This is a genomic window from Mesorhizobium sp. STM 4661 (genome assembly GCF_000359125.1).
GTDB lineage: Bacteria > Pseudomonadota > Alphaproteobacteria > Rhizobiales > Rhizobiaceae > Mesorhizobium.
This window is the reverse complement of the sequence record NZ_CAAF010000073.1, coordinates 25,831-38,534: the sequence shown is the minus strand read 5'-3', so window position 1 is coordinate 38,534 and position 12,704 is coordinate 25,831. Positions and strand designations below refer to the sequence as shown.

At 63.6% G+C, this 12,704-nt stretch carries 10 protein-coding genes and 1 pseudogene; 7 read left to right on the top strand and 4 right to left on the bottom strand.

Annotation, left to right across the window (positions count from 1 at the left end; all coding sequences use genetic code 11):
• Nucleotides 1-136: 136 nt before the first annotated feature.
• A complete protein-coding gene (locus MESS4_RS24400; protein WP_006336806.1) occupies nt 137-1,207 on the bottom strand; it encodes a PAS domain-containing sensor histidine kinase in 1,071 nt (356 codons plus the stop codon).
• 203 nt (nt 1,208-1,410) lie between these two features.
• Nucleotides 1,411-1,755: pseudogene (locus MESS4_RS24395) on the bottom strand (phosphatidate cytidylyltransferase); the annotation flags it as partial.
• 1,084 nt (nt 1,756-2,839) lie between these two features.
• On the opposite strand from MESS4_RS24395, the gene MESS4_RS24385 reads away from it, so the two are divergent.
• The 6 genes from MESS4_RS24385 to MESS4_RS24360 are packed head-to-tail and all read left to right on the top strand — an operon-like array spanning nt 2,840 to nt 9,332.
• On the top strand, nt 2,840-3,829 hold the full coding sequence (locus MESS4_RS24385; protein WP_006336798.1) for a TIM barrel protein: 990 nt from the start codon (nt 2,840-2,842) through the stop codon (nt 3,827-3,829).
• A 45-nt stretch (nt 3,830-3,874) separates the two neighbouring features.
• Nucleotides 3,875-4,933, top strand: a complete 1,059-nt coding sequence (locus MESS4_RS24380) for a substrate-binding domain-containing protein (RefSeq protein WP_006336796.1) — start codon at nt 3,875-3,877, stop codon at nt 4,931-4,933.
• Between the two features lie 60 nt (nt 4,934-4,993).
• Nucleotides 4,994-6,538 carry a sugar ABC transporter ATP-binding protein gene (locus MESS4_RS24375; protein ID WP_006336794.1) on the top strand — a complete coding sequence of 515 codons (1,545 nt, stop codon included), beginning with the start codon at nt 4,994-4,996 and terminating at the stop codon, nt 6,536-6,538.
• Entirely contained in the window at nt 6,539-7,516 is a 978-nt protein-coding gene (locus MESS4_RS24370) for an ABC transporter permease (protein WP_036242015.1), read from the top strand.
• Nucleotides 7,513-8,388, top strand: coding sequence for a MurR/RpiR family transcriptional regulator (locus MESS4_RS24365; RefSeq protein ID WP_006336791.1), 876 nt, complete (start codon nt 7,513-7,515; stop codon nt 8,386-8,388). The genes MESS4_RS24370 and MESS4_RS24365 overlap by 4 nt, the downstream gene beginning before the upstream one ends.
• A 47-nt stretch (nt 8,389-8,435) precedes the next feature.
• Nucleotides 8,436-9,332, top strand: coding sequence for a ribokinase (locus MESS4_RS24360; RefSeq protein WP_006336790.1), 897 nt, complete (start codon nt 8,436-8,438; stop codon nt 9,330-9,332).
• Nucleotides 9,333-9,353: 21 nt separating this feature from the next.
• Here the strand turns inward: MESS4_RS24360 and MESS4_RS24355 are convergent, their stop codons facing one another.
• Together MESS4_RS24355 and MESS4_RS24350 are read right to left on the bottom strand one after the other, a co-directional pair.
• Entirely contained in the window at nt 9,354-11,468 is a 2,115-nt protein-coding gene (locus MESS4_RS24355) for a catalase (protein ID WP_006336789.1), read from the bottom strand.
• Between the two features lie 230 nt (nt 11,469-11,698).
• Nucleotides 11,699-11,968: a DUF2285 domain-containing protein gene (locus MESS4_RS24350; protein WP_036242013.1), complete on the bottom strand. Its 270-nt coding sequence runs from the start codon at nt 11,966-11,968 to the stop codon at nt 11,699-11,701.
• A gap of 133 nt (nt 11,969-12,101) precedes the next feature.
• Between MESS4_RS24350 and MESS4_RS24345 the strand changes: the two genes are divergently transcribed.
• A complete protein-coding gene (locus tag MESS4_RS24345) occupies nt 12,102-12,449 on the top strand; it encodes a hypothetical protein (protein WP_006336787.1) in 348 nt (115 codons plus the stop codon).
• Nucleotides 12,450-12,704 lie beyond the last annotated feature (255 nt).

Below are 12,704 nucleotides of genomic sequence, written 5' to 3'. Positions count from 1 at the left end.
TGAGTTGTGCCTGTAACCTCAACCAACGTTCCGCAAGCGTTCTTGTTCCAATGAACGGATCAAGCATGGCCGGCCCAACGGGACCGCTGAGTTAAGCGGCGTGACGCCACTCACCGCCGACTAGGAATGGATCAGGCTACGCTGCCCGCGGGATGCGCGAGGTGAACGTCGCCCTGGTCACCGACACGCTGGTGCCGTTGGTGTCGCTGATGACCTCGACCTTGGCCTCGAGCTGCTTGACCAGCGCCTCGACGATGGCTGTTCCGAGGCCCACACTCGGTGCCTCGCCGGCGGGTTTGCCGGCGCCATTGTCCGAGACGGTCAGCTTCCAGTCGCTGCCGGCGGTTTCGTAGGTCACCTGGATCAGCGCCTTGGCCTTCTCCATCGGGAAGGCATATTTGATCGCGTTGAGAACGAGTTCGGTGACGATCAGGCCGATGCTCACCGCCTTTTGCGAGTCTATCCTGCCGCCTTGCGCCGTGACGTTGACGACGATCGGCTGGTCCTCACCGACCATGGAGATGGCCAGGCTGCTGCACAGCTTCGACAGATAGGAGACGACGTCGATCTCTTCGATGCCGGCCGAGGTGTGGAGGTGGCGCTGCACTTCGGCGACCGACAGCACCCGCTGATGGGCATCCTTCAGATGCTGGCGGGTTTCCTCCGAGGTGACGGAGCGGGCTTTCAGCAGCAAGATGCTAGCGATGATCTGCAGGCTGTTGGCAACCCGGTGCTCCATCTCGCGCAGCAGCACATCCTTTTGCCGCAACAGGTCTTCGGTGCGGCCGAGAAGCTCTTCCTTTTCCCTCTCGATGGCACGGCGGGCCGTTATGTCGTTGAAAGCGAGCAAGATGGTGATGGCGGAACTGTGGTCGTAGAGGACCTTGCGAGCGTTGAGCAGCATCGTGCGCGGGCCGATGTTGGGGAAATCATGCTCGACCTCGAAGCCGTCCATGGCGGTCTTCTCGGGGATGATCGTCTCCAGCAGCAGGCGCAGCGCCGGGATGTCCCATTGGCCGTCGCCGAGCGCATAGAGCAGCGAGCCGCGCGTCTGCTCGGGGTCGACCTTGAAGGTCTGATAGAAGGAGCGGCTGGCCGCCAGCACGCGAAACTGCTCGTCAAGCACCAGGAAGGGCTCGGCGATCGTATTGACGATGGCCTGCGCCAGCGTCTGCGCGTCCTCGATATTGGAAATGGGATTGAACAAGGCTCAAAGCCGATCTGGAGGCGCTTTGCCTCCGCTCAGGCACGTCCTTACATGGTTGCCGGGCCGGTGTCGCGAAATGAATCGATCCGATGGTGCCAGTGGCCGAGCCCACCCGTCCCGCCTCCGCCAAGCTCGAGAAGGGCAAATCGGGGCGATCCGACCTCTCCCACGTGGGACGAGGTAAGGCGCCGGCGTCCGGCCCCTCACGTCCAGAAGTAGCGCACCGTGTGGAAGAACACCGGGGCGGCGAAGACCGGGCTGTCGGCGCGGTCCATCATGCCGCCATGGCCCTCGATCAGATGGCCCCAGTCCTTCACCCCCTGGTCGCTTTTGATGGCCGAGGCGACCAGCCCGCCGAGGAATCCCATCAGGCAAGCGATGAAGGCGACGCCGGCCGCCTGGACGACCGAGAACGGCGTCAGGAAGGACAGCAGGGCGCCAAGCAGGCTCGACGCCGCCAGCCCGCCGATCAGCCCTTCCCAGGTCTTCGAAGGCGAGACGTTGGGCGAAATCAAGTGCCTGCCGAACAGCTTGCCGAAGATGTATTGGGCGGCGGCGAGAAAGGTGATCCGGTTGGCGGTGACGCCGGCCCGTGCCAACCGGTCGGCAAGCGGCCGCAGTCTCGCCTGGAAGGCCGGTTTCAGCGCATAGAGCGTCGGCATGTGCGACCCCCCCGGCCGCAGCTCAAGATGATGTGGCAAGGATGGTCAGTTGGTAGCCAAGACGCAAGGGCCGCACGCGCACTCGCGCGTGGTTACAAGTTGCACAAGAGCCTGTCGCAAAGCGGAAAAGCCAGCCACGGATCGTTGCTGAGCAGCGCGACAAAAGCCCCGGTGGAGACCACCGAGGCTTTCAACACTGTAGATTGATAACTACCAGACCCAGACACGCCTGCGATAGCACCGAACGCGCCGCCGGCCGTGGCGCCAATAATTGCGGCAGACCCTTCTCCACACGCGCCGTCTGCGCCGTCTGTTGTATCTGCGCCAATGTCTGCGCCGATAGCCGATCGGCTCCAACTCCGGCTGGGCGTCTCCGTCCTCGAAGCCTTCTTTGTCCTGCGCCTCGAGTTCATCGAGGATGCCGCTTCTGGCGGCTGGAACGCCGGCCACAGCGTTGATGGGGCGAACCGTGCTCGCGAGCGCCGCCGCTCCCGCAATGCCAAACAGTCCTGTCAGAAATAGTCGCCGATCCATGGAAACCTCCCAATCACCTTTGAGCGAGACAAGGTCTACATCTGGACAATAGCGCGATGGTTGTAAAAACCAAGGGCTCGCAACAGAAGTGGTAAACACCTCATATGCCGGGCCGGTGCTACCGGAATGGCTTGGGCGCGCTGCGGACCTGTTCACAACCGATTTTAGAGGCTGTTCAAGCGCGATTCCTTGACGGCCTTGCGGCCGGCCACCTGTTGGCCACCAGTTCGACTGGCGGCCGGCCTCTCAGTCCGCCAGTTCGATCTCCCGATTGCCGCCTTGCCATGGCGGGCATCATTTGCGGCGCACGGCCGGACCAATGTCCGGCCATGAAATCCGCATTCGGCTGCGTTCAGCTCAGTGAAGGGCGTATGCAAAATATGAACTTTACAAATATTTGTATTTATGTGAAGTAATGTTTGCCAAAAGGTCACCCATGACAACCAATCGTTTCGCCACCCGTCTGAATTCCTTTGCCTCGCGGCCGCAGGCCGAATGGCCTGGTCTTGTCGGCAAGCCGTCCATGCTGCAGATGGCGGCGCGCGCGGCGAAGGTCTCAGGGCTGACCGACCTCGACCTCAACTTTCCCGACCATGTCGATGAAAAACCTGCGGAAATGACGCGAAAACTCGGCGATCTCGGGCTTTCCATTAACGGCTTCGCCATGCGCTACTACTCCAATCCGGCCTTCAAGCTCGGCGCCTTCACCAATCCGGATCCCACAGTCCGCCGTGAAGCCATCGACCTGACCAAGGCCGGAATCGATGCCGCCCGCGAGGCCGGTGCCAATCTGATGACGCTGTGGCTCGGGCAGGACGGCTTCGACTATGCTTTCCAGGTGGACTATGCGGCGCTCTGGCAACACGAGATTTGTGGCATCCGTGAAGTAGCAGTGCATGATCCCGACTGCCAGATCAGCCTTGAATACAAGCCCAACGAGCCGCGCTCCTACAGCCTGATGCCGGATGCGGCGACGACATTGCTGGCGATCCGCGATGTCGGCCTGCCAAATCTCGGCGTGACGCTCGATTTCGCCCATGTGCTCTATGCCGACGAGCAGCCGGCCTTCGCCGCCGCACTCGTCGCGCGGCACAGCAAGCTGCTCGGCGTGCATCTTAACGACGGCTACGCCAAGCGCGACGACGGCCTGATGGTCGGCGCGGTGCATACGCTGCAGACGATCGAGCTGCTGCGCCAGATCCGCAGGGATGGCTACACCGGCGCCATTTATTTCGACACGTTCCCCGACATGACCGGGCTCGATCCGGTCCACGAATGTGAAGTCAACATCGCCACCGTCAAGCGCATGCTGCGCATCGTCGATCGGCTGGAGCGGGACAACCGCCTGTCAGCGGCCGTCGACCGCCAGGATGCCGTCGCGTCGCAGGCCATCATTCAGGAAGCCATGCTCGGGCCGGACAGCTGAAGCGTCCTTCGGCATGGACCGTTTTTCAACAAGGGAGGAAAGACCATGAAGTTTCTGCTTGCCACCGCCACCGCCGCGCTGATGGCCCTGTCCATCGGCTCGGCCTTCTCGGCCGACCTCGCGCCGCTCAACTCCGATACCGAGAAGGATCGCATCGACTGGTCGCAGCTCGAGGCCAAGTTCGGGGCGTTCCCCAAGCTGCCCGACGGCACCAAGGCGGGCGCCGTCTCCAAGACGCTGACCAACGAATACTGGCGCTCGCTGGGTGAGGGCTACAAGTCCTTCGGCGACCGTGTCGGCGTTCCCGTCGTCTACCAGGCGGCGCAGAGCGAGGGCGACCAGCTCGGCCAGCTCACCATCGCCGAGGGCCTGGTCACGCAAGGCTACAACGTTCTGCTCGTCTCGCCGCAGACCGACTCCAATTTGCAGCCGATCATGGAACAGGCCAAGGCCGCCAACGTGCCTGTGGTCAACGTCAATGACGCGGTCATCCCGCAGGCCGAGCACTATGTCGGCAATGTCCAGCGCGACAATGGCGTGCGCGTCGCCAAATGGTTCATCAAGAACCGGCCGGATGGCGGCAAGGTCGCCATCGTCGAGGGCCAGGCCGGCGTTTATGCCGCCGTCCAGCGCACCGACGGCTTCAAGACCACGATCAGCGAGGGAGGCAAGTTCGAGGTCGTCGCCAGCGTTCCCGGCAACTGGGACCGCCAGACCTCCTATGACGCGGCCACCAACATCCTGCAGCAGCACCCCGACCTGATCGGCTTCTATGCCAACAATGACGGCATGGCGCTGGGCATCTTCGAGGCGGTCAAGGCCGCCGGGCTGCGGGACAAGGTCGCCGTCTTCGGCACCGACGGCATCTCCGACGCCTATGCCTCGATCCGCGCCGGCGAGCTGACCGGCACCGTCGACTCCTTCCCGGTGCTGACCGGCGAGGTGGCGCTGGAATCGGCGCTGCGGCTGGTCGCCGGGCAGAAGCTGCCGCGCGTCGTCGCCACGCCGCAGGCGCTGATCACCAAGGACAATGCCGACCGTTATTCCGGCGCCGGCGATGCCGTGCGCAAGGCGCTGCTCGAGGACGCGGCGGCGGGCAATTAAGGGCGGGTGGCGGGTGCCGGTCCCCCTGGGCTGGCATCCTTTGCCTGGAGAATAAAACCAATGCCTGTTCCCCGGCTGCAATTCGAGAGCATTTCCAAGGTGTTTCCGGCCGTGCGGGCACTTAACGATGTGTCCTTTTCGGTCGGCGCCGGCGAGATCCATGGTCTGCTCGGCGAGAACGGCGCCGGCAAATCGACACTGCTGCGCATCCTGTCGGGGGTCTACCGGCCGACGGCTGGAAGCGTGCTCATCGACGGCAGACCGGTGACGCTGAACAACCCGGTCGCGGCGCGCGCGGCAGGCGTGGCCATGATTCATCAGGAATTGCAGCAGGTGCCGCGGCTCAGCGTTGCCCAGAACATGTTCCTTGGCCATCCTCTGACACGCGGCGGTGTCTTTGTCGCACGGCGCGAGCAGGAGCGCCGCGCCGCCTCCGCCCTTGCCGCCATCGATCCGTCCATCGACCCGGCGGCTCCGCTCGGCAGCCTGAAGGTCGCGCAGCGCCAGATCGTCGAGATCGCCCGCGCGCTGCTCGACCGTGCCCGGATCGTGGCGATGGACGAGCCGACATCGAGCCTGACGCCGAGCGAGTTCGAGCGGCTGGCGCAAGTCATTGCCGGGCTTGCCCGCGACGGCGTAGCGGTCGTCTATGTCTCGCACAAGCTGGACGAGGTGTTCGGCATCTGCCAGCGCGCCACCATCATGCGCGACGGCGTCGTCGTCGATTCCGTCGATCTGGCAAAAGTGTCGGAGAAGGCCGTCGTTGCAATGATGGTCGGCCGCGAGCTTGCCCAGGAACAGCACCGCTCGCACGCTTCCGGGGATGTCAGGCTCAGCGTGCGCGGCCTCGCCTCGGCGGCGAAGGTCCGTGACGTTTCGTTCGGCCTGCATCGCGGCGAGGTGCTGGGCATCGCCGGCCTTGTCGGCTCGGGCCGCACCGAACTGTTGCGGCTTCTGGCCGGAGCCGACCGGGCATCGGCCGGCACGATCGAGATCGACGGCAAGAGCGTAAAACTTTCCAGTCCGCGCGAGGCCATCGCCGCCGGCATCGGGCTGGTTCCGGAAGAGCGCAAGCGCGAAGGCATCGTTCCGCTGCGGTCGATCTCCAGCAACATGGCGCTGGCCTCGATGAGCGTTTTCGCGCCGCGCGGCGTCATCGATCACACCAAGCTGAAGCAGGTGGCGAGCGAGAAGATGAAGCGGGTCAATCTCAGGCCATTCCTGCTCGACCGGCCGATCCGCCTGTTTAGCGGCGGCAATCAGCAGAAGGCGATCATCGGCCGCTGGCTGGCGGCGGGAACGCGCATCCTTTTGTTCGATGAGCCGACGCGCGGCATCGATGTCGGCGCCAAGGCGGAGATCTACCACCTGATCGAGGAGCTCGCCGCCGAGGGCCACTCGGTCGTCGTCGTCTCCTCAGAGCTTCCCGAGGTGATCCGGCTTGCCGACCGCGTGCTGGTCATGCGCGACGGCGCGGTCGCCGCCGAACTCGACCGGGCAAGCCTCAGCGAACAGGCGATCGCAGCGCACGCCATACCGCAAACGAAGATGCAGGCCGGCCAGACCCATGCGGGCAGGTCGGCCGGACCGCAGGCAAGGCAGTAGATGACGGACATCGGACAAGACACAGCAGCACGACCCCGGGCGGATTTCCTGCACCGGTTTTCCATGCGCGACGCCGGCACGTTGATCGGCCTGGTGGTGATCCTCGCCGTCTTCGGCGCGCTGGTGCCGGGCTTCTTCGCCGAGCGCAATTTGATCAACATCCTGCAGCAGTCGAGCATCAATGCCTGCCTGGCGCTGGGCATGACGTTGGTCATTATCTCCGGCGGCATCGATCTGTCCGTCGGGCCGACGGCAGCGCTCTCGGCCGTCATCTCGGCCTCGATGCTGGTCGCCGGCGTTCCGTTTGTGCTGGCGATCGCCGCCGGTCTCGCCATCGGCCTTGCCTGCGGGCTGCTCAACGGCATCCTGGTCGCCCATGTCGGCCTGCAGCCCTTCATCGTCACGCTGGGTACGCTCAGCACCTACCGGGCGCTGGCGCTGATCTACACCGGCGGCAATCCGGTGCTCGGCCTGCCCCCAGGCTTCCGCGCCATCTTCAACGGCTCGCTGTTCGGGCTGCCAATGTCGGTCATCATCGTGGCCGCCGTGGCGCTGGTCGCCTGGGTCGTGCTCAAGAAGACGCCGTTCGGCGAATATCTGCTGGCCGTCGGCGGCAATGAGGAGGCCGCCTACATCGCCGGCGTGCCGATCGCGCGCACCAAGATCGCCGCCTACATGATCTCGGGGCTTCTGGCCGCACTGGCCGCGCAGATCCTCATCGGCCGGCTGGGTGCGGCCGAACCCATCCTCGGCAATCTCTGGGAACTCGACGCCATCGCCGCGGCGGCAATAGGCGGCGCCTCGCTGATGGGCGGCAAGGGCAGTGTGGTCGGCACCATTCTGGGCGCCGTCATCCTCGGCACCATGCGCAACGGCCTGACGCTGATGAACGTGCAGTCCTTCTATCAGCTGCTTGCAACTGGACTTATAATCCTCGCCGCGATGCTTATCGATCGCGTGACGAGGGGACGTGGATGACCTTGAGCAATCTGGATCTGAAAGCCGTAGGACCGCGCATCCGCATGATGATGCCGCATCTGACGCCGCTGGAGGCGAAGGTGGTGGAAACCGTCTTCGGACGGCGCGGTTTCGACGAGACCATCCCGCTCAAGCAGATCGCCGAGGAGGCGGGCGTGTCGGAGGCGATGGTGGTGAAGATCGCCAAGAAGCTCGGCTTCTCCGGCTACCGCGATTTTCGCACCGCCGTCTATGAATACAGCCGCCTGCCGACCGCCGAGATGCATCAGGAACTATCTGCCGACGACAGTTCGGCCGAGATCGTGCAGAAGGTGTTCCGCACCTCCATCCAGGCGCTGGAGGAAACGCTCGCCATCCTCGACATGGACGATTTCGACCGCGCCGCCGATCTCCTTTACCGCGCGAGGAACAGGGACTTCTACGGCGTTGGCGGCTCCGCCCAGATCGCGCGCGACGTCTCGCATAAATTCCTGCGCATTGGCATCCGCACATCAGTCTACGACGATTCGCACATGATGCTGATGTCGGCTTCGCTGCTGGGCGCCGACGACATCGCGGTCGGTTTCTCGCATTCCGGCAACACCAGTGCCGTCATCGACGCCATCCAGCTTGCCCGCAAGAGCGGCGCCCGCACGCTGGCCATCACCAACTACGACAACTCGCCGCTGGCCGCCGTCGCCGACATCGTGCTCTGCTCGACCGCGCAGGGTTCGCCGCTGATGGGCGAGAACGCGGCGGCGCGCATTGCGCAGCTCAACATACTCGACGCGCTGTTCGTCGCGGTCGCGCAGCGCGACTACCAGGCGGCGGAGCGCAATCTCGGCCGCACCATGGCGGCGGTGACGTCGAAGCGGAAAGACAAGGGCTCATGAAAGTTTGGGGCTCATGAAAGTTTGGGGCACATGAAAGTTTGGGGCACATGACGCCACCGGTTCCGCTCGTCACCGTGTTCGGCAGCCTGCATTGCGACATCATGGTCGACGCGCCGGACCGGCCGCGCAAGGGCGAGACGGTGACCGGCCACGCCTGGCATCCCAAATGCGGCGGCAAGGGCGGCAACCAGGCGGTGTCCGTAGCCCGCGCCGGGGTGCGCGCGGCGATGGTCGGGGCGGTTGGCGACGACGATTTCGGCAAAGCTCTGCTCGCCAATCTCGATGGAGCCGGTGTCGACCGCCGCTTCGTGCGCGTCGTGGCCGGCGTTGGCTCGGGCATAAGCGTGGCTATCTTCGACGCCTGCGGCGATTATGGCGCGGTGATCGTCTCGGGCAGCAATCTTGCTCTGGGCGAGACGGACGTCATTGCGGCGGCCGATCTGGTTGCGCGGACGTCCGTGCTGTTGCTGCAGAACGAAGTGCCGGAGGCGGCCAACATAGCCGCAGCGCGCGCGGTGAAGCAGCATGGCGGCCGCGTCGTGCTCAACGCCGCACCCGCCAGAAGACTGTCCGACGAACTGATCGCGCTGGTCGACATCGTCATCGTCAACGCCATCGAGGCGGAATTCCTGGCCGGCGTGCCGGTCGTCGACACGCTCGGCGGTGCATCCGAGGCGGCGCGAGCGCTGGTCGATTTCCATCCGGCGGCGATCGTCACGGCCGGCGGGGAGGGGGTTGCCTATCGCGACCGCGACGGCCAGGCGTTCGCGCTGGCCGCCATCCCGGTAAAGATCGTCAGCACCCATGGCGCCGGCGACGAATTCGTCGGTGCGTTCGCGGCTGGGCTTGCCCGTGGTCAGCCGATCGAGGCGGCGATTGCCGCCGCCAACGGTGCCGCGGCCTTGCTGGTCGCTACGCCGGAGCGGGAGCGCGAGGCGCGCTGATTGTGCGGGCCTCCCGATTGGCTAGGACATCTTCACCTTCGGCTCCCGGTTCCACAGACGCAATGCGCCAAGCGCGGTTATGAAGCCGGCGACGTCTTTCGGACCGGACAGTGCAATGACGCCTTCGTCGAGACTGTCGGCGATACCTGCCTTTTCGAACAACGGCGTTGCGGCGTCGACGTAACCGATGAACTTGCAATGCGCAAAAGCGTCGGCGACGAAATCGCGTGCTGTGGCTTCCTTGATCAGGTCTGCCATGGCGCCTTTAGCGGAAAGCAACGCGACCGCATCGTAGAGGACGGAAGGACCGCCGCCGATCATCTGCTGTGCCTCGATCAGGCTGCCGTCGCTTGCCTTGGCACCACCGACCTTCGGAGCGATGATCTCGAAGCTGGCGCCAGCCTTGGCCAATGCCGAAGTCAGTGCCTTGAGCAATGCGGCGTCGGTGCCGTCGGTGACGAGAATGCCGAGCTTGCGGCCCTCGAACCGTTCCGGGCCATTTGCTAATATGCTGAGCGACGGCGCGGCATCAAGATCCTGGCGGGTGGCTACGGCCGCATCGGCGGGTTTCGGCATGGCTTTCAATCCGAGATCGGTACCGACCTTCCTGGCAAGACCATCATCGATGTTGAGAAGGTGGGCGACCATCCGCTCGCGAATGACCGGTGTCTGGACCTTGCTGAGTTCGAACGTCAACGCAGCAGCGATGTGCCCTTGCTCCGTTGGTGTCTGGCTAATGTAGAACTGCCGTGCCTGGCTATAGTGATCGGCGAAACTCTCGGCGCGGATGCGCTGCTTTGGGCCCTCTTCGGCTTCGGCAAACGAGCGGAAGCCGCGCTGCGGTGACTCTCTCGGTCCTTCGCCGAAGGAGTTCGGCTGATAGTTCACGCGGCCGACCGGATTGCGCATGGCCATGTGGCCGTCCTGCTGGAAATGATGGAACGGGCACTTTGGCGCGTTGATCGGGATGTGCGTGAAGTTCGGCCCACCGAGCCGCTTCAACTGGGTGTCCAGATAGGAAAAATTCCGCCCCTGCAGAAGCGGGTCGTTGGAAAAGTCGATGCCGGGCGGGACGTTTTGGGTCATGAACGCAACTTGCTCCGTCTCGGCAAAGAAGTTGTCGGGCATGCGGTCGAGCACGAGGCGGCCGACTGCGATCGGCGCGAGGGTCTCCTCGGGAATGAGCTTGGTGGCATCGAGCACGTCGAAATCGAAGCTGTCGGCGAAGTCCTGATCGAACAATTGCAGCTGCAGCTCCCATTCCGGAAAATTGCCGGCCTGGATCGAGTCCCACAGGTCGCGGCGATGGAAATCCGGATCGGCGCCGTTGATCTTCACCGCCTCGTTCCAGGCCACCGACTGCAGCCCAAGCTTGGGCTTCCAATGAAACTTGACGAAGGTGGATTCATCCTTGGCGTTGAGCAGGCGGAAGGTGTGGACACCAAAGCCTTCCATGAAGCGGAAGGAGCGCGGGATGGCCCGGTCCGACATGACCCACATGATCATGTGCATGCTCTCGGGAGTTAGCGAGATGAAATCCCAGAAATTGTCGTGGGCCGATTGAGCCTGGGGGAAGGCGCGATCAGGCTCTTCCTTTACGGAGTGGACGAGATCCGGAAACTTGATGGCGTCCTGAATGAAGAACACCGGGATGTTGTTGCCGACAATGTCCCAGTTGCCTTCTTGCGTGTAGAGCTTGACCGCGAACCCACGCACGTCGCGCGCCAGATCGACCGAACCTTTGCTGCCGGCGACAGTGGAGAAGCGCACGAAGGCCGGGGTCTTCTCGCCGGCACGCTGGAAAATATCGGCGCGTGTGTACTTGGCCAAAGAGTCATAGGTCTCGAAAAAGCCGTGGGCGCCGTAGCCGCGGGCGTGGACGACGCGTTCGGGAATGCGCTCGTGATCGAAGTGGAAAATCTTCTCGCGGAAATGGAAGTCTTCGAGAACGGTAGGACCGCGCGCGCCGATCTTCAGCGAGTTCTGGTCGTCCGACACCGGGCCGCCTTGTGCCGTGGTCAGCACGGGCATATCGCCTTCGGCCAGTTGATGAAGTTCGCCGCCTTCGCCACGCATCAGCTTTTGATCGTGAACGGTAGCAGATGTGCCGTTGGTGTTGCGCGACGATTTGGCCATGACATGTTTCCTGTGAGACGTGCGGGGGCTGCACATCCCCACAATGCATTGCACGTTGGAGGGTTCCGCTGACGTCGCTCGGCGCCGACATGGGTTGGTGCCAACCGTCGGACTGGACCTTTAAGGCGACCGACACTGCTGACGACGGCCGCAGCGCCTTGTCCGCTCCTACGCACCGCCTGGCGTTTTTTCACGGATGAACGTCGCCGCGGATGGCGGAGCCGGCAGGCTTAGTGCGGCGCACCACCACCAGCAAGATGTCGAATACCGTTCGTCGTCATCCAGCGGGCGCGAGCCAGATGCGTCGCCCAGGCCCGGAATGCCCTTTCTGGCTCCCGGATCGGGTCGATGTGCAGAACGGCCTGGGCAACCTCACGCCAGTCTGCTCCGTCGGCCGAGGCATCGAGCAGCCGGACATAGGTCAGCATGCAGTCTTCGTCATAGCCGGTCGGCACCGACGACATCGGCGCCACGTCCGCTATATGAGTCGGCTTTAACATTGCGACCTGCCAACGATGACCAAGGCGGCATCATGACACGCGATAGTGTAGCCAGCGCCCTGTGTTCGAAGGACGCGGACTAGCCGGATTTGTAATTTAGTGGAACCTAATCTTAACGATGCGATTACCATATATGGGTAAACATGAGATCCGGACTGTTGCTGAACACTGGCTGACGGCAGGTCAGCTGGCAGAGGATCCAATGATTGCCGTCAAGGACCGGATACTAGAAGCAGCCGAGAACGATACGATTTCTTTCGTCGTTGCCAAGGCTGAGCAACGGGACGCCGACCTCGTCGAAGCAGCCGACCCCGTCGAGGAAGCCGATACCGTTGAGAAAGTAGAGCCGCAACAGATCAGGCTCGCCGTGAGCTTTTTCCATGATTTAGAAGTGTCTATCCTTGTTCTTTATGCTGTCTACGCCATCGCAGTGGCGGGTGTGGCCGCATTCCTGTTGCTGCAATGGGGGCATGTCTTCTAGGCAGGTCCTTCGGTGACGACAGCAAATTGGTCACCCGTCCACCGGCTGACACCAGATCCTTCAAGCCGAAGCCCGCCATCCCTTGAGGATGACGGAACTCCGCCGCCGCGGGGATGACGGGCCCCGTTGCCTGGGCGCCCGGGCGCCACGTTAGCTACGTCTGCAACTGATGCTCCCGTAGATGCTCAATACGCGGCCGTCGCCGCTTCGTGCATCGGCAAAATAGATGAAGGCCCGCGCTCTGGCGAGGGCGCG

Bases quoted from the DNA above. Each gene is read 5' to 3' on its own strand.
- MESS4_RS24370 (WP_036242015.1), top strand. From the start codon at position 6,539: ATGACGGACATCGGACAAGACACAGCAGCACGACCCCGGGCGGATTTC.
- MESS4_RS24350 (WP_036242013.1), bottom strand. From the start codon at position 11,968: ATGTTAAAGCCGACTCATATAGCGGACGTGGCGCCGATGTCGTCGGTG.
- MESS4_RS24345 (WP_006336787.1), top strand. From the start codon at position 12,102: ATGGGTAAACATGAGATCCGGACTGTTGCTGAACACTGGCTGACGGCA.
- MESS4_RS24380 (WP_006336796.1), top strand. From the start codon at position 3,875: ATGAAGTTTCTGCTTGCCACCGCCACCGCCGCGCTGATGGCCCTGTCC.
- MESS4_RS24365 (WP_006336791.1), top strand. From the start codon at position 7,513: ATGACCTTGAGCAATCTGGATCTGAAAGCCGTAGGACCGCGCATCCGC.
- MESS4_RS24360 (WP_006336790.1), top strand. From the start codon at position 8,436: ATGACGCCACCGGTTCCGCTCGTCACCGTGTTCGGCAGCCTGCATTGC.
- MESS4_RS24375 (WP_006336794.1), top strand. From the start codon at position 4,994: ATGCCTGTTCCCCGGCTGCAATTCGAGAGCATTTCCAAGGTGTTTCCG.
- MESS4_RS24355 (WP_006336789.1), bottom strand. From the start codon at position 11,468: ATGGCCAAATCGTCGCGCAACACCAACGGCACATCTGCTACCGTTCAC.
- MESS4_RS24385 (WP_006336798.1), top strand. From the start codon at position 2,840: ATGACAACCAATCGTTTCGCCACCCGTCTGAATTCCTTTGCCTCGCGG.